This is a genomic window from Orbus hercynius (assembly GCF_003634275.1).
Classification (GTDB): domain Bacteria; phylum Pseudomonadota; class Gammaproteobacteria; order Enterobacterales; family Orbaceae; genus Orbus; species Orbus hercynius.
This window is the reverse complement of sequence record NZ_RBWY01000006.1, coordinates 1-25,422: the sequence shown is the minus strand read 5'-3', so window position 1 is coordinate 25,422 and position 25,422 is coordinate 1. Positions and strand designations below refer to the sequence as shown.

Genomic DNA, 25,422 nt, shown 5'->3' with positions numbered 1-25,422 from the left:
TGAATGTAACAAGACATCGTTAAGCGTTAACTAAACGGATTACTGATTTTGGTTGCGCTGCGCAATTTTCTCCCGAATATTCTTCGCGCGGTCACTTGAGGCTGGGTGAGTACTTAATAATGAGGCTTCACCGCCACCTAATTTTTCAAAAGCGGTCGCTAGGCCTAGCGGATTGATGCCTTTTTTCACTAACAAATCAAATGAGTAATTATCGGCTTCAGTCTCTTGTTTTTGTGAAAATTGTGCATTGATTACCCCTTCAGCGAGATCGCCAAGTTGGGACTGCGTTAGATTGGCAATCGTTGAGTTTGATACTGCTGCGATAACGCCTCGCGTAATTTGCGTGCCATAGCTTACTTGCATCGCTTTTTTACTATGACCCAGTGCGACGTGACCAAGCTCGTGACCTAGCACACCTTGCACTTCATTATCGGTCATCTTATCCATTAAACCACTATAAACACGAACGCAGCCATTCGCCATCGCCCAAGCATTCACATCATCGGTTAAGTAAACTTTATAATTAATTGCGGTACCATTAATATTATCACCGAGTGGTTGCATGATTTTTTTTAGCCGCACAGTATAAGCATTATTGTCTGGCGCAATTTTGGCGTTAGCGTCCATCTCTGCACAGGATTTATCGCTAAGTGTTTTGACTTCACTGTCACTTAATGAAGCAATCTGCGCCGATTGAACGCCTAAGCCAACGAGATCATTTTGGTTGACTTGGCAGCCGGCTAAGGTAATGGCTAATATTGTTGCGCTGAGTAATTTGAGTTTCATTGTTTGATCCTTTCTTATGGTCACAATGTTGATAGTGAATGATGAATATGACTGTTATAGGGTTTAAAAATATTCACTGATAACTACGCTAAAAATGGTATCACAGCCGATTATATCTGCAAAGGGTTGTGCGATGAGTTGTACAAATAAATTTATCTCATGATTTTTTTTAATAAATTAGTTTTACGCGCAGCGGTATTCGGGTGTGATGAGCTAGCTTGTTGCTGGTGACGATCGAGTTTATTTAGCATGGTGATTAAGGCGTATGGATCGCGCTGCTGGTACTGAAGCACGCGTACAGCATAAGCATCGGCGGCAAACTCTTGCTGTAACGAAAGCGCTTGCGGCATGATTAATGTGATGGTGCCATTTGAGTGTATCTCGGCTGATTTAGCCTGCCGAAATGCCGCAAGGGTATGGTTAAGTGCAATGTGGCCGATTTCATGCACGATGACCGCTTGAATTTCATCATCGGTTAACAGATTCATTAAGCCACTCGTGAGCCGAACGCAGCCATTGAATGAGGCCCACGCATTGGGTTGGGTCTTAAGGTAGACCCGGTAATTGAGGGTTTTACCATTAACGGTATTTGGCCATTGCTTGGTCAGTCGATCGAGGCGCTTTTGAAAAACATGAGAACGGCTAGTCATGACCTCATACTGATCTTGTTTGGCACAGTTTTGAGCGCTTAGCTGCTCAATTTGGCTATCGCTTAGCAGAGTGATTTGCTGGGGGGTAAGCATGGTAACTTGCGGTTGATTGCAGGCAACTAACCCAAATAAACAGCCGGATAGTAATAACGTTTGGATGCGAATGACCATGAACTTATCAACATGTTTTTATTTCATTATTGAGCTATGTTATCATAGCCGCCCAGATTTAGAATATGGCTTAATAGATTGAGCACAATAACAAGATGGCGCCAAACTGTTTATTTGGTTGCGAGGTAAATATGAAGTTTGAATTAGATACAACTGACGGGCTTGCTCGTCGTGGACGAATGAAGTTTGATCGGCGTGGTGTTGAATGTACGGTTGAAACGCCGGCGTTTATGCCGGTAGGCACTTATGGCACGGTAAAAGGTATGACGCCAGAAGAAGTAGCGGCGACTGGCGCACAAATCCTACTAGGTAATACGTTTCACCTTTGGTTACGGCCGGGGCAAGAAATTATGCGCCAACATGGTGATCTGCATGACTTTATGCAGTGGCACGGCCCAATTTTAACCGATTCAGGTGGGTTTCAGGTCTTTAGTTTAGGTGATATTCGTAAAATCAAGGAAGAAGGCGTTCATTTCCGCAATCCAATTAACGGTGATTCTATCTTTTTATCGCCAGAAATCTCAATGGAAATCCAATATGATTTGGGTTCAGATATTGTGATGATTTTTGATGAGTGTGCGCCTTACCCAGCCGAGTGGGATTATGTCAAACGTTCAATGGAAATGTCGGCGCGCTGGGCAAAACGCAGTCGTGATCGTTTTGATGAATTAGGCAATAAAAATGCCTTATTTGGTATTGTGCAAGGTGGCGTGTATCAGGAATTACGTGATATTTCGGTCAAGGCATTAACCCAAATTGGCTTTGATGGTTATGCTATTGGTGGACTGGCGGTGGGTGAGCCAAAAGCCGATATGCACCGTATCCTTGAAGGAACCTGCCCGCAGTTACCAACCGATAAACCGCGTTATTTAATGGGGGTGGGTAAACCAGAGGATTTAGTTGAAGGCGTGCGCCGCGGCATTGATATGTTTGACTGTGTGATGCCAACACGTAATGCCCGTAATGGTCATCTATTTGTGACAGATGGCGTGATTAAGATCCGTAATGCTAAATATAAAGATGATACTTCGCCATTGGATGCTGAGTGCGATTGCTATACTTGTAAAAATTACACCAAGGCTTATTTACATCACCTTGATAAATGTGGTGAAATTTTAGGCGCAAGGCTCAATACCATTCATAATCTGCGTTATTATCAACGCCTGATGGCTGAAATTCGCAAAGCGATTGCCGAGCAGCGTTACGAGCAGTTTGTGATTGAGTTTTATCAGCGTATCGGTAAAACACCTGCACCATTAAATGCGAGATAATTTTTGAGTGCCCTCTTGACAGTTGAATCATAGCGCAGTATTATTCGCATCCTAACGGCGAGTAGCGCAGCTTGGTAGCGCAACTGGTTTGGGACCAGTGGGTCGGAGGTTCGAATCCTCTCTCGCCGACCAATTTTGAAAAACCGACGAAAGTCGGTTTTTTTACGTCTAAAGTTTATCAGTATCTTAATTTGTATGAGTCTTACGGAATATATTAGCTATAAATAAAATTCTCTGCTGAGAGGTTGAATTTTTTATTTTCATTCATATATGTAAACAGGTTTATAAATTTATGCTAACCCATGCTTAATTTGGAACCTTTGTTCTTTTAAATTTAATTAAATATAACAGTTGGTTTGGTGTCAAAAGCACACTAGTTGATACATAGCTACAATATGGTTTATTTTATGAAATAAAAAATTATAAATAGAGGATCACATTATGTCTAGATGTACTGCACCAAAAGAAGGTCACCGTACAGCGAGTGGAGCAGCAGCTTGCCCCGTATGTAGTCAGAGAATCTATCGCTCAAGCTTATATTCACCAGACCGTTACTCCTCTTCGGGAGTCAGTGGGAGTACAGGATCCAGTAGTAGTCCAAGACCACGCTGGTCGAAGACTGGCTCATCTGTATCGTACACCCAAGCACAAGTACGGTCACTCACACCAATCAGACAAACGGTCGAGATGCGTGCAGAGAAACAACCAGATCTACGTGACGTATTCTTGTGCCACGCGTGGGATGACCGACAAGGAGTAGCAAAAGAACTACATGACTTACTTGTAGCTGCTGGAGTCAAAGTCTGGTTTAGTGAAAAAGATCTGGGTCTTGGAGTTCCTATGATGCGCGCTATCGACAAGGGTCTGGCAAACTCACGAATTGGACTTGTGTTGGTAACCCCTGCACTATTAGAAAGGCTTCCCAAAGAGGGCGTTGCTGATAAAGAGCTTTCGGCGCTTTTAGCAGGTAATCAGCTTGTTCCTATAGTGCATAACACTACATATGAGAAACTCCGCAATGTCAGTCCCATGCTTGCTTCGCGAAGCGGCTTGGATACAGGGGAAGACTCAATGACAGTTGTTGCGACAAAAATTGCCGAATTAGTTGCACTGTAGTACAACAACTCATATATGCTCTTAATTCAGATATAATTGATTGTGAAAATATGATTTGATTCTTAGCCATCTGTTCTACTTCTGGTAGTTCGGCTGGCTACGATATTGATATCTGCTCCTCAGTCTTTTTTGGCATCAATATGTTAGAGTACTTTACTATAAGATCTCGTCAGATTAAGTAACAACTAATATAAATTTTTTTTCTATTAATAATCTATATTTTAATCATAAAATATAGATCTTCTCTATATATCTTCCTCTATCATCACCATGCCCTAAATCCATAGATACCAAAGCCAACGATTCCTTATGACTAAAGTTTTTTTCTTGGTAATGTGTTAAAGCCCTTTGCGCTCAAGCATAGCATAAGTTATGTGGGGAGTATCCTCCTTTTAAATTACCTTTATCGCAGTTCGCCGCCAGTAAGCCATAGCTGATTTTAAGTCAGGATTATCAATCAGCTTACCTTTTGTTCTTCCATTACCCTTAACGCCTTTTGTATAGTTTGCTTAAGTTGTTCAGTATTAAGTACCAGAGTTTCTCTTGGTCTACTGCCTTTTGTACCAAACGTAACTGGTAATCTGGTTTGTCCTTTTCCGAGCATACTGAGCCATGTCTTTAAAGATTGGGAACACTGAACCGCTCCCTGTGAACGCAAACCCATCTGATAAGCTAACTAAAGAGGCGACGTGGATTAATTGAAAATGAAATTTAAAAATTAATTGATATATGGTTCTTTTTTATTGATTATAGCAATATTGCGAAACTTTAATTTTCTGATAGCTATTAATGTATCTCTAAATATAGCTAATGATTTCACACTAACAGGGCTGATATATTAATGTGCAATAAACTTTCATTAGAGGAAATTTTATCCCTAAGATGTCTTTATGCTTATGATGAGAGAATACCGAAGCTATTTTTATCTTTGGCAATGGTAACTGATTGGGCCGAAAATGAAGTTATACAAGGCAATCAATCTGAACCATTATTCATATTAGCGTCATTAGGATTGGATTCAAAAATAGATCCAAATGAAGCTCAATTATATTTAGATCGCTATTTGGTTGAGAATAACATTAAACGCCCCACTCTTGATTATAGTTGCCTTATTTTTTTTAAAATATTTGTAGGGAGAATTGCTTGTTCAAAATCTTTGGAAGAAATATCTGAATTAATGTCAGAGGTGCTGTTTAGATGGTATGATTTTGAAAACAGATATTTTAATAATATATATCAGTATTTGACTCATATTTATTATCAATATTTTGACTATTATATTGACTCATACTGTATTGATAGTGAGCAGCAATTAAGTGAAACAGAAAGGTATAATATAGTAAAATCATTAGCTGAAAGATTTTATAAATTATTAAACAATGTTGATATGCTGACGATATTATCTAAATAATGTCTCCTTAATTTTAATCATATAAATCTGCGTAAAATTAAGGAGAGCTGTAAAATATCATGATGATATACATGACAAATTATTTTTTATCTGTTCTCGTTTTTCTTGCCTTATTCAAATACCGAGATGGCCAAATATGCTCCGGCCCAATACCCAGTGCGTTGGCTATAATGATTTCGCCCTTTGTCCATGGTCTTGCCAGTGCATTAGCTAATGTACTGGTAGCATATCCTGCTTTTCTTGATTCTGCTGAAAGGGTTGTTCCTTTTTTCTTTAGTGCAGCAATAATATCGGCTGAATGCCAATCTTGATTAATCATATTGTTTCTTACCCCCTATATTTATAGCGTAATACAAGTGTTGTTAAGTAAGTCTAAACAAAAATAATGTTAAGTTATGCTAAACATTAAGTCAATATATTTATTGATGGTATTAATCATGCTTTCTCATCGCCTTAAAGCCGCTAGATTACGAGCAAATATGACGCAGGAAATGCTAGGGGTACTTGCCGGTATTGAAGAAGAAACAGCAAGATCTCGCGTTTCTCAATATGAGGGAGGGGTACATTGCCCCACATTTCAGTTGATGTGTTCATTTGCTAAAGTATTAAATGTACCTGAAAGTTATTTCTATACGGTCGACGATAATTTTGCTGAAATGATTCTGGATCTCTATTTAAAATACAAAAATAGCACCATATAACTGATTATATCGCTAATATACTTATTGTTCAGTAAGTCTAAGCAACTTTGATGTAAAGTAATGCTAAACATACTATCAATGTTTTTTATATTGGTGGTACTTAACTATGTTGCCTGCTCGTCTTAAAAATGCCCGACTACGGGCTAATTTAACCCAAGAAAAACTGGGTGTACTTTCTGGTATTGAAGAAGCAACTGCACGTTCCCGCGTCTCTCAGTATGAAAGTGGGGTGCATCGCCCTAATTTTGAAATGATGTGCGCATTTGCCAAAGTACTTGATGTACCTGAATGTTATTTTTATACGGTCGATGATCAATTTGCCGAAGCCGTTTTAGAACTTTATAAGAGACGGTGAAATCGCTGATAATGAGTCTATTACTTAATTAAATAAGATTTTAATTAAGTAAATGTTTGGTTTTTTTACGCCTAAAGTTTATCAATATAGGAGCACTCAGTCGTGCTCCGTTCATCAATCCGATATTATGATTTTTTCTTCATTTTCATATCGACCACCATACGCCCACGGATTTTGCCGGCGCGCATTTCGTCAATCATCTCATTAATATCTTCAAAAGGGCGGGTTTCAACGATAGGGACCACTTTGCCTTCCGCGCTAAAACGAAACGCTTCGGCTAAATCTTCACGCGTACCAACGAGTGATCCCAATACTTGAATGCCATCTAATACGGTTTTAGGAATACTTAAATCCATGGTTTCTGAGGGTAGGCCAAGTGCCACCACGCGGCCTAATGGCCTCACCGAATCAATCGCTTGATTAAATCCGACTTTAGTGACCGAGGTGACCACCGCACCATGTACGCCGCCATCGGTATGCGCTTTAATGTAGGCACCGACATCATCGATTTTTTTCGGGTTGACGAGTAAATCTGCGCCCAGTTGTTTGCATAATTCAAGCTGACTATCGCTATTGCTAATGGCAACTACTTTATTATTAAAGACGTTTTTACCATATTCAACGGCCAGTGTACCAAGCCCACCGATACCAAAGACGGCGAGCCATTGCCCCGGCTTGGTGCCCGCGACTTTAATGCCTTTGTAAGTGGTCACTCCAGCACATGTCACACTGGTTGCTTGAGCCGGATCAAGTCCATCAGGCACTTTTACGGCGTAATCGGCTTTAACAATGCACTGCTCAGCCATGCCGCCATCAACACTGTAACCGGAGTTGAGTGCGCTACGACAAAAGGTTTCGTGGCCCGAAATACAAAATTCACACACGCCACAACCGGCATGAAACCAGGCAATACTGACCCGGTCACCAATTTTAAGGCTCGTCACATCCGGAGCGATTTTGGTGACAATGCCCACGCCTTCATGACCAATCACCCGGCCGGGTTTTTTGCCAAAGTCGCCAGAGGCAACATGTAAGTCGGTATGACATAGCCCACAATATTCAACTTCAACTAAGGCCTCTCCTGCGGTTAATGCCCTAATAGGAACATCTTTGAGTTCGACTTGTCCATTACAATCTTGCCGAATAACTGCTGCCTTCATATCTCTCTCCTAGTCAATTTAAAATTTATAAAATTAAAACCGATTACTGTTATGTTATCGGAAATTTACGTTAACGAGTTTGAGCTATGCCTCATTTTAACCAAATTTAATTAAAAAATTATTTATAATCATCAAAGCAATTAAATTTCTCTGTTTTAATATGTCAAAAAGTTATAAATATATTCAAATTTATCATTTCTATTTGTCACTTAGCTTATCTTATAGTCAGTATCTATTTTGCTTAACGTTATCTTCGCTGGCATCGATAAATTAGCCCTAAATTTAGTGAATTATGCGTTGATGCTAATGATAAAGTATTAACCTGTTTACTATGTTATCGCGTATGATGATGTTAAGTTTGCAAACCATGAATAATGACACATCACGGTCATATTATTCACATATACCGAGGTAATATAATGATGATTCATCGAGAGATAGCAGTCTTAAAAGATCAAATGATTGCGTGGCGCCATCATATTCATCGTTATCCTGAAACGGCTTTTGAAGAGCGGCAAACGACACAATTTATTATTAAGATATTACAATCGTTCGGCATTGATGAATGGTATACCGAATTTGCACCAACCGGTGTTGTGGCCATTATTCATGGTAATAAACCCGGTAAATGGGTTGGACTGCGAGCCGATATTGATGCACTTGATGTGACTGAACAAAATCGCGTCGATTACTGTTCAAGCATTAACGGCAAAATGCATGCTTGCGGCCATGATGGTCATACGGCGATGTTACTTGGCGCGGTCAAATATTTAGCGCAGCATCGGGATTTTGCTGGCACGGTGGTTGCGATATTTCAGCCAGCGGAAGAAAATGAAGGTGGCGGCCGGGTGATGGTTGAAAATGGCTTATTCGATCGCTTTCCTATCGAGGCGGTATATGGTATGCATAATCAGCCAAACAAGACTTTAGGTGAGTTTTTTATTTGTAAAGGCCCTTTGATGGCCGCCTATGATGTTTTTGAAATCAAGCTAATAGGTAAAGGTGCGCACGCGGCGGCGCCCCATCTTGGTCATGATACGATTGTGACGGCAACACAAGTGGTTAATGCGCTGCAAACGATTACGAGCCGGAATATTAATCCATTAGATTCGTTAGTGGTGAGCGTCACGCAAATTCATAGTGGGGATACTTGGAATGTGCTGCCACAAGAGGCGGTGATTCGCGGTACGGTCAGATCCTTTGCAAAAGATGTGCAAGATTTGGCGGAAAAACGAATTACCGAGATTGCGCAAGGTATTGCCAAAACTTTTGCTGTAACGGCTGAGATAGATTATCAAAGGCGTTATCCCGCGACCGTTAATCATCCCGATAAGACTGAACTAGCTGCGCAGGCCGCAAGTGCGATTGTTGGCCACGAGCACGTTCATATTGATGCCCAGCCATCAATGGGCTCTGAGGACTTTTCTTTTATGCTGCAAGTTAAGCCAGGCGCTTACATTTGGCTTGGTGCGGGGGAAGGCGCTAATTTGCACCATCCTCTGTACAATTTTAATGATGAGATCTTAACTACAGGTGCCGCTTATTTTGTTGAAATTGTTAAACGGGAGCTTAAGGCATGATCAGTGCCCTCATTAAGATATCTTGATATTATAAAGCTAGCTTGTTGCAATTGTTTTTATTGGCTGACAGGCATCAATCATCAGCTTACTGCCGTTGGGTGAGAAGATGTGTTGATTTAGTTATCATTGTGTAATTAGGCGGGATTTGGCCAATGTACTGTTTTTTATGTGTTTGATTATATTGTTTTATGATACATTGTATAAATTAAAACGATTATTTGTAAATTATAACCTATATCAATAAGACAAATACGATGTTTTCTTCAATTATTAAACATAATCAGCTGCTTGACTCACTTTATAAACAGCTAAATGCCGATTTAGAGACCGCTAGAACGTCAAATGATCTCTACGTTCTTGTTGAAAAAGCAAACGCTTTTGGAAAACCGATAAAGTATAATAATCAGCTGGTTATTGCCATTATTACCTTAGTCTTGATCAGTGGTATTTTGCTCTTTATCTTTGGTCAGAATTTGGGCTGGTTTAAATTATTGTTAATCATGCATATTGCGATACTCGCTTTTGCCCTGAGCCGGCTATCTAAACATAATCAAACCTTTCGTCAACTCTCTAAACGCATTTGTTTAAGAAAAGCATTATATGATAACCAATTAGTCGAAGTGGAATTCGAGCCTTATCAGATGACACGTGATTTACAGCAGCGTTTCGTCGATTTTAATCGTGGTAATGATACGCAAGAATTACAAAAACTTTATAAAGGCACTTATCAGGGAGTCGAACATCAGTTTGATTACTATTATTATCGATTCCATTACGTAGAAAGAAGAGAAGAGAGTAGTAAAGATAGTAATGGACGTACGGTATCTGAAACAAAATATACCCACTATTATCGCTATGGTGTTTTCCTAGACTTTCCCTACGTTGCCGATCTAGCCTTAGGGAAACCCGGTTTGTTTTTTAAACGTGGTATTTATCGACCGGCATCAAACCAGTTTAACCATCTTTATGGGGTTTATGGTCATTCGGAGTTAGCGGCGGCTAAATTTTTAAAACCCGCTATTGTTAAGGCTTTTGAAGCTATTCATCCGCTATTTTCTGACATTTTTTTTCAATTTAATCCGCAGCATGAATTATGTGTATCGTTTAGTGATAACAACACACTTAATCATACGCTCAAGCACAGCTTAGAGCAACCCGAGCGCTTTATAACCGAATTAAAGCAACCGATAACGTTACCACGGTTGAATATAGTCTTAGAGCACATTGAGTGTTTAATGAAGTATTCAGATAATAATTTTAGTGTCATCAACGAAGAGGATAAGGAATAATGGAATTGATAGTCGGTATTTTGGTGGTAATTGTATTATTGGCGTTAATGCTCATTGCCATTCACAATAAAATAATCACACGTTATAACAATACTATGCGAGCATGGGCTGATGTGATTGCACAAGAAAGACAAAAAAATAAGATTCTGCCCGAGCTTGAGAAAATGGTTGAGCAATATCGGATTCATGAGTCATCGGTATTAACTAGTATTACCGAGCTAAGGGCCTCTTTGAGTGCGTTATCCGCTGACAAAACCGATTCGACTCAGTTAAAAGACTCGCAAACAAAAACGCGTAGTTTGATTAATAATCTCTATGCGGTGTCTGAAAATTATCCCGACTTAAAAGCATCGAACTTATATAGCAACTTGATGAAAGAAATAACTGAACAGCAGGACAATATTGCCGCTGCTGTTCGTATTTTTAATGCTAATGTGGCTGATTTTAATACGGGTATTGAAGTATTCCCCGCTTCAGTGGTGAATCAAATGATAACTCAAAAGCACCGTTTAGATGTTTTTTCTGATACAAAAGCAGAAAGTGGTTTTGACTATAAACCCAACTTTTAGTTGGGTTGTTTTGGTAATGATTCATTGATTAATGCGGCTAATAGCTCGCATTGTAGTGGATTATCATTGAGGGCCGGAATATAATTAAACGATTTACCACCGGCATTAATAAATAGCTCACGGTTTTCAATATCGATTTCGTGTAGCGTTTCGATACAATCCACTGCAAATCCAGGACAAATGACGGTAACCGATCGTTCTTTTTTTGCCAGTTCAAATAAGACATCACTCGTATTTGGCTCTGTCCATTTTCCTTTTCCAAAACGAGATTGGAAAGTCATCATGACTTCAAGCTGTGGATAATAGCGGGTAATTTTTTGTTTGATTAAGTGTGTTGTTAATTCGCAGCGTGTGACATATTCATCAGGGCGTTTTTTGACATAACTCATTGGGATACCATGATAAGATAACAGCAGAATATCGGGCTGATTTAGGCAGAGATGTTGATCGATATGATACACTAAAGCATCAATATAGTGTGGGTTATCGGCGTAATCATAGAGGTAATTAAATATTGGCGGCTGTGGCCAATTCGAGACTAGCTGATTAATTTTTTTGCTCGCCGCTAGTGTTGTTGTGGTTGAATACTGTGGATACAGACTAATAACATGAATAGTGTCACAGTTTTTTAACCGCTCTAATGCCGATAATAGACTTGGCTCACCGTAAGTCATCGCAAGTTCGCAGGGCAGATCGGGGTAGCGGACTTGCATTTTATGCCATAGTTGCTCACAATAAAAAAGCAGCGGCGATTGGTTATTTAACCAAATTGCTTGATAATGCTCTGTGATATACTTTAAGCGCTTAGGGATCACAATCCCGTATAAAATTGGCAGCCATAATAATGGCGGCAGATCGACGACTTGGCGATCACGTAAAAATTCGCCTAAATAGTGTTTAATTGCTGCGGGCGTTGCTTCACTTGGTGTGCCCAAGTTAACAATTAATACACCGTGTTTTTGTGCCATTATTGAGTGTCCCTTGATTGTTTGTCTGATAATTGATTGTCAATTACCTTTACTAATCGTGCTAATGCGCCTTGATTTTGTTGTAATACCTGATAGGCATTATTGCCCATTGTCTTTTTTAATTGATTATTTTTAAGTAATTCATTCACGCTTTGCGCTAGACTCTCTTTGGTGTGTTGTGTAATTAAAAGGCCATTGGCGGCAATGAGTTGCTGGCAAATGACATTGAAATTAAAATAAGACGGTCCCATGATGACCGGCAGATGATGCAAAGCGGGTTCTAAAGGATTATGTCCACCGCGATCAACTAAACTGCCGCCTACAAAGGCTATATCGGCAAGTCCATAAAGTAGCAGCAATTCGCCCATTGTATTACCTAATACCACACTGGTGGTTAGACTTGGTATGGCATGATCACTGCGAAGTTGGTAATTGAATCCATACTCCGCAATGCGTTTTTCAACAGTGATAAAGCGCTCTGGGTGACGGGGCACTAAAATCAGCAGCAGATTTGGATAACTTTTTGTGAGCTGCTTATGTGCCATCAGGATAATATCATCTTCGCCTTGGTGGGTGCTTGCTGCAATCCAAACAGGTCTATTGTGCTGCCAAGTCGTTTTTAAATGCATTATTTTTTGTTTAAGCTCTTCACTTAGCACGATATCGAATTTAATACTGCCGGTCACTGTCAAGTGTGATTTTGGTAAACCCAATTGAATAAATCGTTCACCATCAAGCGCATTTTGGGCGGCAATATGAGGAATGTTAGACATCAACTTATTGATTGCTCGCCCTAGTTTTGCATAACGATTACTTGAACGCTGTGAAAGCCTTGCATTGGCAATTACTAACGGAATATGCCGTTTATTAAGGGCACAAATCAGATTTGGCCATAGCTCGGTTTCCATGATAATGACGATTTTAGGTTGTAAAATCGTTAAAAAACGCCGTAACGCACACGGCAGATCATAGGGTAAATAAACATGACTCACGCTGTCGGCTAAGACTTTTTTTACCTGCTGTGAACCCGTCGGTGTCATCGTTGTTACGGTGATGGGTAAATCAGGGTAATGCTGTTGTAATTGACGAATAAGTGGAATTGCCGCAATGGTCTCACCAACCGACACGCTATGCACTAAGATACCGTGTGGTTTGACTTTACCTCGGCAAAATCCATATCGTTCAAGCCAGCGTTTACGATAATCAGGTGCTTTGCGACTTCGCCATAATAATCTTAGCCAGACTAATGGTTGGAAAAGATAGAGCAAACAGGTATATAAATATTGCATCGTTTTATTCTTTAAAAAAGTGCGCTCGATAGTAAGCTAATTCATTGATCGAATCTTTAATGTCATCAAGAGCTTGATGGGTTCCTTTTTTGGTTAGTGCTGACAAAAGCTCGGGTTTCCAGCGCCGAGCTAACTCTTTAACTGTACTGACATCGAGATAACGATAGTGAAAGTATTTTTCAAGATTTGGCATCTGATTAAATAAAAAACGCCGATCTTGACCGATAGTGTTACCACAAATTGGTGAACTATTCTCTGGCACCCATTGTGAGATAAAATCAAGGGTTAATTGCTCTGCTTGCGACTCAGTTATGGTACTTTTTTTGACGCGCTCAATTAAGCCTGTCCGCGTGTGAGTGTTGACATTCCACTCGTCCATTAAGGCCAGTTGGCTGTCAGGCTGAAATACCGCAATAACGGGCCCTTCTGCTAAAATATTAAGATTGGAATCGGTGATAATGGTCGCAATTTCAATAATGCGATCACGATTTGGATCAAGGCCGGTCATTTCAAGATCGATCCAGATAAGATTATTTTTACTAAGCTTTGTAGTTACGGTCATAAGTCTACTTCATCCATTTCATCATTATTGCGTCAATTTTAACATACCTTCTGATTAATATTGAGTATCAATCACTAAAATTAACAATTTGATTGGTTATCTCGTTAAGGTTTGGCATTTTACCTTAACTCGCCATGAGTCCAGTCTTGGATACCGCCGCTCTAGCTGTATGGGCAAAAAGAAAACATGCCAAAAAGAAAAAAATACGTTAATATAGGCAGCAATTTTAGCGATTATCCTTACTTAGATTAACATCACACAATAAATATTATGACGTTATGATGCATTATTGGCAGAGATTTAAACAGCATTTTACCATTCGTGTAGCATTACCGCACTTGTTATTAGGTGTCATTGCGGCTGCCTTTAGTTTATCTGCACAAAGCACTTTACCCGCATCACAACAACAAGCAGCGAGCATTATTACCATTGCTTCGGTGATGGTGAGCTTACATGAATATCAGAGCGATAATCAAGTTCAGCCGATTGGCCTGGCAAGTTGTCATCGGCAGCTGAGCCGTGCGATTCCTTTCCTTGCCGCTACGTACACTGAGCGATTAACGGTGATTCGTTTAACCCCCTATAATGGGATTCGAGCCGGTCCGACCTTTCTTGCTTAATTGATCTCATATCAATTAATCGATTCTGAATCACAGCAGCTAAAAATCACTGCTGGTGAATTTTACTTATTATTGAAAATAATAATTATCGTTTATTCATTTATTGAAATTAAAAAGAGAATTTTATGTTATTAAAATTATTGACAAAACTAGTCGGTAGCCGCAATGAGCGTGTGTTAAAAACAATGCGTAAACGTGTTGAAAAAATCAATGCGTTAGAGCCAGCAATGGCCAGTTTATCAGATGAGGAGCTCAAGGCTAAAACTGTTGAGTTTAAACAGCGTCTCGCTGATGGTAAAAGCCTAGATTCTATTTTAGAAGAAGCATTTGCAGTTGTGCGTGAAGCGAGTAAGCGTGTTTTTGGTATGCGTCATTTTGATGTTCAATTGATTGGTGGCATGGTGCTAAATGAACGTTGTATCGCAGAAATGCGGACTGGTGAAGGTAAAACGTTAACCGCAACATTACCGGCTTATCTTAATGCATTAACTGGGCTTGGCGTGCATGTGGTGACTGTAAATGATTATTTAGCTCAGCGAGATGCGGAAAATAATCGACCATTATTTGAGTTTTTAGGCTTAACAATTGGAATTAATTTACCTAACATGCAGGCTGCGGCAAAACGCGAAGCGTATAACGCTGACATTACCTATGGTACAAATAATGAATATGGCTTTGATTATTTGCGCGATAATATGGTGTTTAATAAAGAGTCACGTGTACAAAGGCCCCTTTATTATGCGCTTGTTGATGAGGTTGACTCCATTTTAATCGATGAAGCGAGAACACCACTTATCATTTCAGGTCCGGCGGAAGATAGTTCTGATCGCTATATAAGTATTAATAAAATTATTCCTTACTTGACTCGCCAAGAAAAAGAAGATTCTGAGCACTTTCAAGGTGAAGGCGATTTTTCTGTTGATGAAAAATCTCGTCAGGTTAACTTGACTGAGCGCGGACTTATCAAAGTCGAAGAGTTATTAGTACGCGAAGGCATTATGAAAAATGAAGAGTCCTTATATGCGCCAAATAATATTGTGTTAATGCATCATGTTGGTGCCGCTTTACGTGCCCACCATTTATTTCATCGCGATGTTGATTACATTGTTAAAAATGGTGAAGTCATTATTGTTGATGAGCATACGGGTCGAACCATGGAGGGGCGTCGTTGGTCAGAAGGTCTGCATCAGGCCGTTGAAGCGAAAGAAGGCGTCAAAATTCAAAATGAAAATCAAACGTTAGCATCTATTACTTTCCAAAATTATTTCCGCTTATATAAAAAGCTTGCTGGTATGACGGGCACAGCGGATACCGAAGCATTTGAATTTAATCAAATTTATGGTTTGGATACCATTGTTGTACCAACTAATAAACCAATGGTGCGTAAAGATCAGCCTGATTTAATTTATATGACTGAAAAAGAAAAGTTAGACGCAATCGTTGATGATGTCAAAAATTGCCTTAAAACGGGTCAACCCGTATTAGTGGGTACCGCCTCCATTGAAAAATCTGAACTTGTTTCGCTCTATTTAACTAAAGCTGGCATTAAACATAGCGTATTAAATGCGAAGTTCCATGCTCAAGAGGCTGAGATTATTGCTGATGCCGGCCGGAAAGGTGCGGTGACGATCGCAACGAATATGGCGGGGCGTGGTACTGATATTATGCTTGGGGGAAATTGGCAAATGGAAGTTGCGAAGCTTGAGGCACCAACGCCTGAGCAAATCGCTAAGATCAAACAAGATTGGCAAGTACTGCATGAAGAAGTGATTGCATTAGGCGGCTTGTATATTTTGGGTACTGAGCGACATGAATCTCGCCGAATTGATAACCAGTTACGAGGACGTGCCGGTCGTCAAGGGGATCCTGGAGCATCACGTTTTTATCTCTCTTTAGAAGATCCGTTAATGCGTATTTTTGCCTCAGATCGCGTGAGTAATATGATGCGTAAATTAGGTATGAAAGAGGGCGAAGCGATTGAGCACCCATGGGTGACTAAAGCGATTGCCAATGCACAACGTAAAGTTGAAAGCCGCAACTTTGACATTCGTAAACAGCTGTTGGAATTTGATGATGTAGCCAATGATCAGCGTCGTGCTATTTACGGGCAACGTAATGATTTATTGGATCATGATGATATTAAAGAGACGATTGATTCTATTCGAGTTGATGTATTTAACACGCTAATTGATCAATATATTCCACCACAATCGATCGAAGAAATGTGGGATGTGCCAGGGCTTGAAGCGGCCTTGAAGAAAGATTTCGACTTGGAATTACCTGTCGGCAAGTGGCTAGATGATGAGCCGAACTTACACGAAGAAATATTACGTGAACGTATTGTGCAAATTGCAACAGAATCTTATGAAGCGAAAGAAGCCTCTGCCGGTAGTGAAGCATTCCGCCATTTTGAGAAGAGTGTGATGTTACAAACTTTAGATACACTTTGGAAAGAGCACCTTGCCGCGATGGATTATTTACGACAAGGCATTCATTTGCGGGGCTATGCACAGAAAGATCCGAAGCAAGAATATAAACGCGAATCGTTCCAGATGTTTGCCAATATGCTTGAAGCGCTAAAATACGATGTAATTGGTATTTTAAGTCGTATTCGCATTCGTTCACAAGAAGAGGTTGAGGAAGCAGAGCGTCAACGCGAAGCTGAGATGGCTAAATTAGCTGAACGACAAAAATTGACGCATGTTGAAATGGATGGATTATCTGATGAGGATAAATCGCAAACTGCTCAGCCAATTGTTAGAGCTCAAGCGAAAGTAGGCCGCAATGATCCATGCCCATGTGGTTCTGGTAAAAAATACAAACATTGTCATGGTGCTGTTCAATAAGCAAAAAGTTTAGTATGATTACCCACTGATTGTTTTTTATACATATTGATGCTATAGCAATAGACTGTTATAGCATCAGCCGTGATAAGGGAAGCAGTAACTATTATTATGAAAAAAGTCGAGATTGCTGTTGGTATTATTCGAGCCCAAGATGGGCAAATTTTTATTACTCAGCGAGGAGAAAACTCTCATTTAGCTGGATTTTGGGAGTTTCCTGGTGGGAAAATCGAATCCGATGAAACTCCGTTTATGACGCTACAACGCGAGCTTGCAGAGGAAATTGATATCCATATTCACCAAGCAAAATTTTTAAAAACAATTGAATATCAATACAGTGATCGTTTTATTATTATTCATGCTTATCTGGTTGATGAATGGGATGGCGAACCCTTTGCGAAGGAGGGGCAACCCAGTCGTTGGGTCGATGAGGATGAGCTTAATGCTGATGATTTTCCTGATGCGAACCGTACGCTGATTGAAATGTTAAAAAATCAGGAAAAAGTCATATAATTGATACTTTAATCCTTATTTAGAACACACTACCTTTTCGTTATTTAAATAGCAAGTTTAATGTATGATTGACCTAAATAGCACTCTATTTGTTGTTATTCATCCGAGATTGATTTGCTTTTTTGATAAACCCGCATCGGCAGATCGCATTTTGCCGTAATTTCAGTATAATACAGGCAATTTTTGCTATTGATGAAGTTATGTTATGACACAATCTAGTTACAATGCTACCGATATCGAGGTTTTAAAAGGCCTCGATCCTGTTAGGCATCGCCCAGGTATGTATACCGATACTTCTCGTCCCAATCATTTAGGGCAAGAAGTTATTGATAATAGTGTGGATGAGGCTATTGCTGGGCATGCAAAACACATTCAGGTTATTTTACACAGCGATCAATCGCTAGAAGTGATCGATGACGGTCGCGGAATGCCTGTGGATATTCATCCTGAAGAAGGTGTACCTGCGATTGAATTACTACTTTGTCGCTTGCATGCAGGCGGTAAATTTTCTAATAAAAATTATCAATTCTCCGGTGGATTACATGGTGTTGGCATTTCGGTTGTCAATGCGCTATCAAAACGTGTTGAAGTGACCGTTAATCGTGATGGCCAAGTGTATGAAATGGCATTTGAGCAAGGTAATAAAGTTGAAGATCTTCATGTGACGGGGACGTGTGGTCGGTGTAATACCGGTACTAAAGTGCATTTTTGGCCAGAAGAAAAGTATTTTGATTCACCGCGTTTTTCAGTTCCTCGTTTAGAACATCTGTTAAAAGCTAAAGCAGTTTTATGTCCAGGGCTTGAAATTACGTTCAAAGACAACGTAAATAATACTGAGCATAAGTGGTGCTATGAAGCTGGTTTAACTGATTATTTAATTGAGTCCGTTAGCGGTTATTTGTTATTACCACAAGCGCCATTTAAAGGTGAACATCGTGGTGAGACTGAAGCGGTAGAGTGGGCATTACTTTGGCTACCTGAAGGTGGTGAACTCCTCACTGAAAGCTACGTCAATCTCATTCCAACCGTACAAGGCGGCACTCATGTCAATGGTTTACGTCAGGGGCTATTAGATGCGATGCGTGAGTTTTGTGAGTTTCGCAATTTATTGCCACGAGGCTTAAAACTCACTGCGGATGATATTTGGGAACGCTGCGCGTATGTGTTATCGGTAAAAATGCAAGAGCCCCAGTTTGCCGGGCAAACCAAAGAACGTTTATCTTCTCGTCAGTCGGCGGCATTTGTCTCGGCAATTGTGAAAGATGCCTTTAGCTTATGGCTAAATCAGAATGTACAAACCGCTGAATTATTAGCGGATATGGTGATTTCGAGTGCACAAAAACGACTGCGTGCATCGAAAAAAGTAATTCGTAAAAAGCTCACTAGTGGACCTGCATTACCGGGTAAACTCGCCGATTGTTCATCGCAAGACTTGTCTCGTACCGAGTTGTTTTTAGTAGAAGGTGACTCCGCGGGCGGCTCTGCTAAGCAAGCGCGCGATCGCGAAACTCAGGCTATAATGCCATTAAAAGGTAAGATATTAAATACTTGGGAAGTTTCATCTGATGAAGTGTTAGGTTCTCAAGAGATTCATGATATTTCGGTCGCAATTGGTATGGATCCTGATAGCGATGATTTAAGTCAATTACGCTACGGTAAAATTTGTATTTTAGCCGATGCCGATTCCGATGGTCTGCATATTGCAACGTTACTTTGTGCACTATTTGTCCGCCACTTTAAATCGCTAGTTGAGCAAGGTCATATTTACGTTGCAATGCCGCCATTGTACCGTATTGATTTAGGAAAAGAGGTGTTTTATGCCCTTGATGAAGAAGAAAAAGCGGGCATCTTAGATCAATTAAAACGTAAAAAAGGTAAGCCAAATGTGCAGCGTTTTAAAGGGCTAGGTGAGATGAATCCGCTGCAACTACGCGAAACAACAATGGATCCTAATACGCGTCGCCTTGTGCAATTGACGCTAGATGATTCAGAACAGACGATGGCCTTAATGGATATGCTATTAGCGAAAAAACGATCGGAAGATCGCCGTGAATGGCTACAAACTAAAGGCGATCAGGCTGAGTTAGAAATTTAGAACACGGTAGTTTGATTGATTTCTTTTGATGAAGAAAAAATAAAGGAATACTAATGAGTGAAATAACGCATGATGGCGTAGAGGCGCAATCGCTACAGACATTTACCGAGAATGCGTATTTAAACTATTCAATGTACGTCATAATGGATCGTGCTTTGCCATTTATTGGCGATGGTTTAAAACCGGTTCAACGGCGCATTGTTTATGCTATGTCAGAGCTAGGCTTAAATGCACAAGCCAAATATAAAAAATCAGCGCGAACCGTTGGTGATGTATTAGGTAAATATCATCCGCATGGCGATAGTGCATGTTATGAAGCTATGGTGCTGATGGCTCAGCCCTTTTCTTATCGTTATCCATTAGTTGATGGGCAAGGTAACTGGGGGGCACCAGATGATCCTAAATCATTTGCCGCCATGCGTTATACCGAATCGCGATTATCAAAATATGCAGAATTATTACTAGGTGAATTAGGACAAGGTACGGTTGATTATGCGCCAAATTTTGACGGCACGATGCAAGAACCGAAGACGCTACCAGCACGATTACCCAATATTTTATTAAATGGTACAACTGGCATTGCTGTTGGGATGGCAACAGATATACCACCCCATAATATTCGCGAAGTTGCCAATGCTACTATTGCCTTATTAGACAAGCCATCTTTATCACTTGAAGAGGTGATGAGTTATATTAAAGGACCTGATTATCCAACATCAGCTGAGATTATTACCGCACCATCGGATATTGCTAAGATCTACGAAACTGGGCGTGGTTCAATTCGTATGCGCGCTGTTTGGAATAAAGAAGATGGCGATATTGTCATTACGGATTTGCCACATCAAGTTTCGGGCGCCAAAATTCTTGAACAAATTGCGGCACAAATGCGTACTAAAAAGTTACCGTTTATTGAAGATTTACGCGATGAGTCAGATCATGAAAATCCAACTCGCCTTGTGCTGGTACCACGTTCTAATCGTGTCGATTTAGAGCAAGTGATGAATCATTTATTTGCAACGACGGATTTGGAGAAAAGCTATCGTGTTAACCTAAATATGATTGGTTTAAATAATAAACCCGCAGTAAAGGGGCTTGTTACGATTTTATCTGAGTGGATTGAATATCGCCGTGATACGGTAACTCGGCGATTGAATTATCGTTTAGATAAGGTTTTAAAACGATTACATATTTTAGAAGGCTTGTTAGTTGCATTTTTGAATATTGATGAAGTGATTGATATTATTCGCCATGAAGAAGAGCCGAAAGCGGTTTTAATGCAGCGATTTGCGTTAAGTGAAATACAGGCTGAAGCGATTCTGGAGCTAAAATTACGCCATTTAGCGAAACTTGAAGAAGTTAGAATTAAAGCCGAACAAGACGAGCTGGCTAAAGAGCGCGATCATTTGCAATCTATTTTACAATCACCGCGTAAATTAAATACGTTAATTAAGAAAGAACTGATCGCCGATGCTGAAAAATATGGTGATGATAGGCGGTCTCCAATTGTTCAGCGCGGTGAGGCGAAGGCCATTACCGAGCAAGAGATGATTCCGTCAGAACCTGTTACGGTTGTGTTATCAGCAATGGGTTGGGTTCGCAGTGCGAAAGGACATGATATTGATCCTACCACTTTAAACTATAAGGCGGGTGATAGTTATAAAGCGGCAGTGAAGGGCAAAAGTAATCAGCCGGTAATCTTTATTGATTCAACCGGAAGAAGCTATGCCGTTGAGCCAAGCTCATTGCCTTCGGCCAGAGGGCAAGGCGAGCCATTAACCGGCAAATTAACGCTGCCAGCTGGTGCGAATATTGATCACTTGATTATGTCATCGTCTGATGAGCAGAAGATTCTAATGGCATCTGATGCAGGTTATGGTTTTATTTGCACTTTTGCAGATTTAATCGCCCGCAATCGTAATGGTAAAGCCATTATTACGCTACCAAATAATGCTAAAGTGATGCCGCTCCTTGAGATTAATGATGAACAACAATTACTGCTTTCGATTACTGCTGCAGGCCGGATGTTAATTTTTCCAGTGATAGATTTACCCGTGTTATCAAAAGGGAAAGGGAATAAAATTATTTCTATTCCAAGTAACCAAGCACAGTTGCATGAAGATTATTTGTCATACATGGCATTGATTTCTAGTGATTCATCGATTACGTTATATGTTGGCAAACGAAAATTGACTCTTAAAGCGATTGATTTACAAAAATTTATGGCAGAAAGAGGACGAAAAGGGACGCTATTGCCAAGGGGATTACAACGTATAGATCGTATTGTGATCGACGAGTAGTCTGTGTTATGAAATATTTTAAATTGAGTCAGAGGTTGTAACTATGTCATTTATTTGGGCGATCGTTACAGGTGTTATTTTTTCCTATATATTTAAAAGTGGTTGGTTTTTTCTGCTAGGATTGTTTGTTGGCCCGATGTGCTATCGGATTTTTAATAATATTGCGCCAATGCGTAATAGTCAGCCAAGCCCAACACTATTTTTGACAATAGCCTTTGAGGTACTCGGTCATTTGAGTAAAGCGAAGGGGCAAGTGACGCAAGATGATATTCATATTGCAACACAGTTTATGGATCAGCTACAGCTCGATAGTGAAAAGCGTAAACTGGCACAATCTTCTTTTAATCGCGGTAAGGCTGTTGACTATCCGCTGCAAGAGCGATTAAATGAGCTTTATGTTCAGTATCGTTATCGCAAAAAAGTGCTAAATATATTTTGTGAACATTTGATTCGAGCTGCGATTAGCGATGGTTCATTACACGCTAAAGAAGAGCAGATTTTATATACTGTTGCACAAGCTTTTCATATTCCGCGTGCTAAAATGGCAATCTATATACAGATGATAATGGCAAGTTATCAATTCCAACGTGGGCAGCAATATCAGCATAATCATCAATATCAACAACAAGGTTTTCAGCGTCCATCTGGACAAAATGATATTAATAATGCCTTTAAAATATTAGGTGTTGAACCAACAGCAGATAACACCACCATTAAGCGTGCTTATCGTAAATTAATGAATGAACATCATCCAGATAAGCTTGTTTCAAAAGGATTACCAAAAGAGATGTTAGAAGCAGAAAAAAAACGCGCTCAAGAGATTCAAGCTGCGTATGATTTAATCAAAACTCACAAAGGGTTTAAATAGGCCATCTAAGAGAAAAGCATTATGATGCATTGGCGTTCAATTATTCGTATCGTAGGGTTGCTCATTGCTTTATTGTCAGTGTTCATGCTGATTCCTGCCTTAGTTGCTGTTATTTATCGTGATGGCGGTGGTACCATTTTTATTCAGTCATTTGTGGTTGCCTTATTTTTAGGGAGCGTTTTGTGGTTGCCTAATCGTAAACATAAAAATGATTTGAGTACTCGGGAAGGATTTCTCATTGTGGTGCTGTTCTGGTTGGTGCTTGGTACTATTGGATCGTTTCCCTTTATTTTTGATAAACATCTTAATCTCAATTTAACCACTGCATTTTTTGAATCGTTTTCGGGCTTAACTACAACTGGTGCAACGAGTTTAACGCATTTAGATTCACTGCCAAAAGCACTGTTATTTTATCGTCAGTTACTACAGTGGCTTGGTGGGATGGGGATTATTGTGTTAGCGGTAGCAATCTTACCGTTACTTGGCGTTGGGGGCATGCAGTTATACCGTGCTGAAATTCCTGGTCCACAAAAAGATAATAAAATGCGACCTCGTATTGCCCAAACAGCGAAAACCTTATGGCTCATCTATATTATTTTAACTATTATTTGTGCGCTATGTTTATGGTTTGCCGGCATGGATGTGTTTGATGCCATTTGCCATAGCTTTTCAACTATTTCGATGGGGGGCTACTCAACTCATGATAGTAGTTTAGCCTATTTTGATAACCCAATTATTAACTATATTATTACCTTCTTCCTCATTCTATCCGGCTGTAATTTTGGGCTACATTTTACGACGTTTAATCAACTATCGTTAAGGCACTATTTTCGCGATCAAGAATTTCGTACGTTTTTAATGATTCTTGGTAGCTTAGTGGTGATTTGCATATTGGTGATCTATTTATCGACTGCCGGTTTCAGCTTTGCCTCATCAATTGATAAAATCGTATTACAGGTTGTCTCGATAGCAACCACCACTGGATTTTCGGTTGATGATACTAATCATTGGCCTCCTGTGTTACCGATTTTACTGCTTTGTGCTTCTTTTATTGGTGGCTGCGCCGGATCGACTGGCGGCGGAATGAAAGTGGTGCGAATTATATTATTATCGATGCAAGGTTCAAGGGAGCTAAAACGACTGATTCATCCCAACGCTATCTATAGTTTAAAGCTCAATAACCGGGTTTTACCTGAACGAATTATTGAAGCGGTTTGGGGGTTCTTTTCTGCGTATGCGTTAGTTTTTTTAGTGAGCTTTTTTATTGTTATGGCAAGCGGCGTTGATGCAATGGATGCCTTTTATATTGTGTCATCTTCATTAAACAACCTTGGCATTGGGATTGGTGATGCCAGTGATAGTTTCCATAATGTGAGTGATCTGGTTAAATGGATCATGGTTATTGATATGCTATTTGGTCGTTTAGAGATTTTTACTTTGTTAGTTATCTTTAGTACAGCATTTTGGAAATCGTGATATAGCCATTGCCATAGACGAACTTAGTTAAACATGTTTTTGGCTTTTTGGCGATAATATAACATACATTGGGTCTATATAATGCGTAAAGGGGCAGTATGAAACTATTATTACTTTATACAACGAATGAGCATCAAACCGAAAAAATTATGCGACGAGTTGCGGAGCAGTTAGGCAATCAGGCACAGTGTGATTTAGTTCAGTTGCAGCCTGATAGCCAAATTAATCTAGCTGATTATCAAGGGGTGATTTTAGGTTCATCAATTCGTTATGGTTATTATAGTAACGTGATGAAGCAATTTATTGATAATCACTATAAACAGCTTAACAATATGATGAGTGGTTTCTTTGGTGTGAATTTAGTTGCGCGCAAAGCACATAAAAATACACCAGAAACCAATCTTTATACACGTAAATTTTTATCAAAAATACAATGGCAACCTAAAATCAAGGCTGTTTTTGCCGGTGCACTATATTATCCAAAGTATAATTGGTTTGATCGTAATATGATTCGTTTCATTATGTGGCTAGGTAAAGGTGATACTGATGTACATAAACCTTTTATTGAGTATACCGATTGGCAAAAAGTGGATGAATTCGCCCAGCAAGTAATAAAACAGTTTAATCAGACATAATGAGCTGTTTAATTAAATTTGCTAATAAAAATCGCAGATTTTGTATCAAATCTCCCCTTTTTGAGTAAACAATAACCAAACAAAAAAATAAATGCAAAATGTGCTTGAAGAAAAAAATAAGATGTCTATAATGCGCATCCACTGACGTAACGCAAGACCTTCTGAGAAGGCGGTTATATTGGTGAGACGGTCAAAAC

The 25,422-nt window shown here is 39.8% G+C and carries 24 protein-coding genes and 1 tRNA gene; 17 read left to right on the top strand and 8 right to left on the bottom strand.

The annotated features are described in order from the left end of the window. Positions 1–39 precede the first annotated feature (39 nt). Both DES39_RS10600 and DES39_RS10595 read right to left on the bottom strand, forming a co-directional pair. Positions 40–786 carry a M48 family metallopeptidase gene (locus tag DES39_RS10600; RefSeq protein WP_121145942.1) on the bottom strand — a complete coding sequence of 249 codons (747 nt, stop codon included), beginning with the start codon at positions 784–786 and terminating at the stop codon, positions 40–42. A 152-nt stretch (positions 787–938) separates the two neighbouring features. Next, the gene (locus DES39_RS10595) at positions 939–1,607 is read right to left on the bottom strand and encodes a M48 family metalloprotease (RefSeq protein ID WP_121145940.1); all 669 of its coding nucleotides are present in this window, start codon (positions 1,605–1,607) and stop codon (positions 939–941) included. A 131-nt stretch (positions 1,608–1,738) separates the two neighbouring features. Here DES39_RS10595 and tgt point away from each other — a divergent pair, with 131 nt between their 5' ends. From tgt to DES39_RS11165, 3 genes are all read left to right on the top strand, one after another. Next, complete coding sequence (gene tgt, locus DES39_RS10590; protein ID WP_121145986.1) at positions 1,739–2,878, top strand: tRNA guanosine(34) transglycosylase Tgt; 1,140 nt, start codon at positions 1,739–1,741, stop codon at positions 2,876–2,878. Positions 2,879–2,933: 55 nt separating this feature from the next. Further along, a tRNA-Pro gene (locus tag DES39_RS10585) sits at positions 2,934–3,010 on the top strand. A 309-nt stretch (positions 3,011–3,319) separates the two neighbouring features. Further along, positions 3,320–3,994 carry a toll/interleukin-1 receptor domain-containing protein gene (locus DES39_RS11165; RefSeq protein WP_121145938.1) on the top strand — a complete coding sequence of 225 codons (675 nt, stop codon included), beginning with the start codon at positions 3,320–3,322 and terminating at the stop codon, positions 3,992–3,994. A 457-nt stretch (positions 3,995–4,451) separates the two neighbouring features. Here the strand turns inward: DES39_RS11165 and DES39_RS11240 are convergent, their stop codons facing one another. Then, on the bottom strand, positions 4,452–4,658 hold the full coding sequence (locus tag DES39_RS11240; RefSeq protein ID WP_121145936.1) for an integrase domain-containing protein: 207 nt from the start codon (positions 4,656–4,658) through the stop codon (positions 4,452–4,454). A gap of 177 nt (positions 4,659–4,835) precedes the next feature. On the opposite strand from DES39_RS11240, the gene DES39_RS10570 reads away from it, so the two are divergent. Then, the gene (locus DES39_RS10570; RefSeq protein ID WP_147405439.1) at positions 4,836–5,405 is read left to right on the top strand and encodes a hypothetical protein; all 570 of its coding nucleotides are present in this window, start codon (positions 4,836–4,838) and stop codon (positions 5,403–5,405) included. A 79-nt stretch (positions 5,406–5,484) separates the two neighbouring features. Here DES39_RS10570 and DES39_RS10565 read toward each other — a convergent pair whose 3' ends face one another. Further along, positions 5,485–5,724 (bottom strand): helix-turn-helix domain-containing protein, encoded by a 240-nt coding sequence (locus tag DES39_RS10565; RefSeq protein ID WP_121145932.1) that lies wholly within the window; start codon positions 5,722–5,724, stop codon positions 5,485–5,487. Between the two features lie 118 nt (positions 5,725–5,842). Between DES39_RS10565 and DES39_RS10560 the strand changes: the two genes are divergently transcribed. Then, positions 5,843–6,106, top strand: coding sequence for a helix-turn-helix domain-containing protein (locus DES39_RS10560; protein WP_121145930.1), 264 nt, complete (start codon positions 5,843–5,845; stop codon positions 6,104–6,106). Positions 6,107–6,212: 106 nt separating this feature from the next. Continuing rightward, positions 6,213–6,461, top strand: coding sequence for a helix-turn-helix domain-containing protein (locus tag DES39_RS10555; RefSeq protein WP_121145928.1), 249 nt, complete (start codon positions 6,213–6,215; stop codon positions 6,459–6,461). Between the two features lie 125 nt (positions 6,462–6,586). On the opposite strand, the gene adhP is transcribed toward DES39_RS10555, so the two are convergent. Continuing rightward, positions 6,587–7,621, bottom strand: coding sequence for an alcohol dehydrogenase AdhP (gene adhP, locus DES39_RS10550; protein ID WP_121145926.1), 1,035 nt, complete (start codon positions 7,619–7,621; stop codon positions 6,587–6,589). Positions 7,622–8,040: 419 nt separating this feature from the next. On the opposite strand from adhP, the gene DES39_RS10545 reads away from it, so the two are divergent. The 3 genes from DES39_RS10545 to DES39_RS10535 all read left to right on the top strand — a co-directional run bounded on the left by DES39_RS10545 (position 8,041) and on the right by DES39_RS10535 (position 11,059). Next, entirely contained in the window at positions 8,041–9,201 is a 1,161-nt protein-coding gene (locus DES39_RS10545; protein ID WP_121145924.1) for a M20 aminoacylase family protein, read from the top strand. Positions 9,202–9,455: 254 nt separating this feature from the next. Beyond that, positions 9,456–10,490 (top strand): hypothetical protein, encoded by a 1,035-nt coding sequence (locus tag DES39_RS10540; protein ID WP_121145922.1) that lies wholly within the window; start codon positions 9,456–9,458, stop codon positions 10,488–10,490. Then, positions 10,490–11,059: a LemA family protein gene (locus DES39_RS10535; RefSeq protein WP_121145920.1), complete on the top strand. Its 570-nt coding sequence runs from the start codon at positions 10,490–10,492 to the stop codon at positions 11,057–11,059. The genes DES39_RS10540 and DES39_RS10535 overlap by 1 nt, the downstream gene beginning before the upstream one ends. Here the strand turns inward: DES39_RS10535 and hemH are convergent. Genes hemH through orn form a run of 3 tightly spaced genes read right to left on the bottom strand, consistent with a single transcriptional unit; the run spans position 11,056 to position 13,878 of the window. Continuing rightward, on the bottom strand, positions 11,056–12,027 hold the full coding sequence (gene hemH, locus DES39_RS10530) for a ferrochelatase (protein ID WP_121145918.1): 972 nt from the start codon (positions 12,025–12,027) through the stop codon (positions 11,056–11,058). The two genes, DES39_RS10535 and hemH, sit on opposite strands and share 4 nt — an antisense overlap. Further along, a complete protein-coding gene (waaA, locus tag DES39_RS10525; RefSeq protein WP_121145916.1) occupies positions 12,027–13,316 on the bottom strand; it encodes a lipid IV(A) 3-deoxy-D-manno-octulosonic acid transferase in 1,290 nt (429 codons plus the stop codon). The genes hemH and waaA overlap by 1 nt, the downstream gene beginning before the upstream one ends. 4 nt (positions 13,317–13,320) lie before the next feature. Further along, a complete protein-coding gene (gene orn / locus DES39_RS10520; protein WP_121145914.1) occupies positions 13,321–13,878 on the bottom strand; it encodes an oligoribonuclease in 558 nt (185 codons plus the stop codon). 281 nt (positions 13,879–14,159) lie between these two features. Between orn and DES39_RS10515 the strand changes: the two genes are divergently transcribed. The 8 genes from DES39_RS10515 (at position 14,160) to hemG (ending at position 25,225) form a co-directional block, all read left to right on the top strand. Next, positions 14,160–14,498: a hypothetical protein gene (locus tag DES39_RS10515; protein ID WP_121145912.1), complete on the top strand. Its 339-nt coding sequence runs from the start codon at positions 14,160–14,162 to the stop codon at positions 14,496–14,498. 125 nt (positions 14,499–14,623) lie between these two features. Continuing rightward, positions 14,624–17,344, top strand: a complete 2,721-nt coding sequence (secA, locus tag DES39_RS10510) for a preprotein translocase subunit SecA (protein WP_121145910.1) — start codon at positions 14,624–14,626, stop codon at positions 17,342–17,344. Positions 17,345–17,452: 108 nt separating this feature from the next. Then, a complete protein-coding gene (gene mutT / locus DES39_RS10505) occupies positions 17,453–17,854 on the top strand; it encodes an 8-oxo-dGTP diphosphatase MutT (RefSeq protein ID WP_121145908.1) in 402 nt (133 codons plus the stop codon). 205 nt (positions 17,855–18,059) lie between these two features. Further along, a complete protein-coding gene (parE, locus tag DES39_RS10500; protein ID WP_121145906.1) occupies positions 18,060–19,949 on the top strand; it encodes a DNA topoisomerase IV subunit B in 1,890 nt (629 codons plus the stop codon). Positions 19,950–20,002: 53 nt separating this feature from the next. Further along, complete coding sequence (parC, locus tag DES39_RS10495) at positions 20,003–22,246, top strand: DNA topoisomerase IV subunit A (protein WP_121145904.1); 2,244 nt, start codon at positions 20,003–20,005, stop codon at positions 22,244–22,246. A gap of 43 nt (positions 22,247–22,289) precedes the next feature. Then, a complete protein-coding gene (djlA, locus tag DES39_RS10490; RefSeq protein WP_121145902.1) occupies positions 22,290–23,114 on the top strand; it encodes a co-chaperone DjlA in 825 nt (274 codons plus the stop codon). Between the two features lie 24 nt (positions 23,115–23,138). After that, positions 23,139–24,590: a TrkH family potassium uptake protein gene (locus DES39_RS10485; RefSeq protein ID WP_121145984.1), complete on the top strand. Its 1,452-nt coding sequence runs from the start codon at positions 23,139–23,141 to the stop codon at positions 24,588–24,590. A gap of 98 nt (positions 24,591–24,688) precedes the next feature. Then, entirely contained in the window at positions 24,689–25,225 is a 537-nt protein-coding gene (gene hemG / locus DES39_RS10480) for a menaquinone-dependent protoporphyrinogen IX dehydrogenase (RefSeq protein ID WP_121145900.1), read from the top strand. Positions 25,226–25,422: the final 197 nt, after the last annotated feature.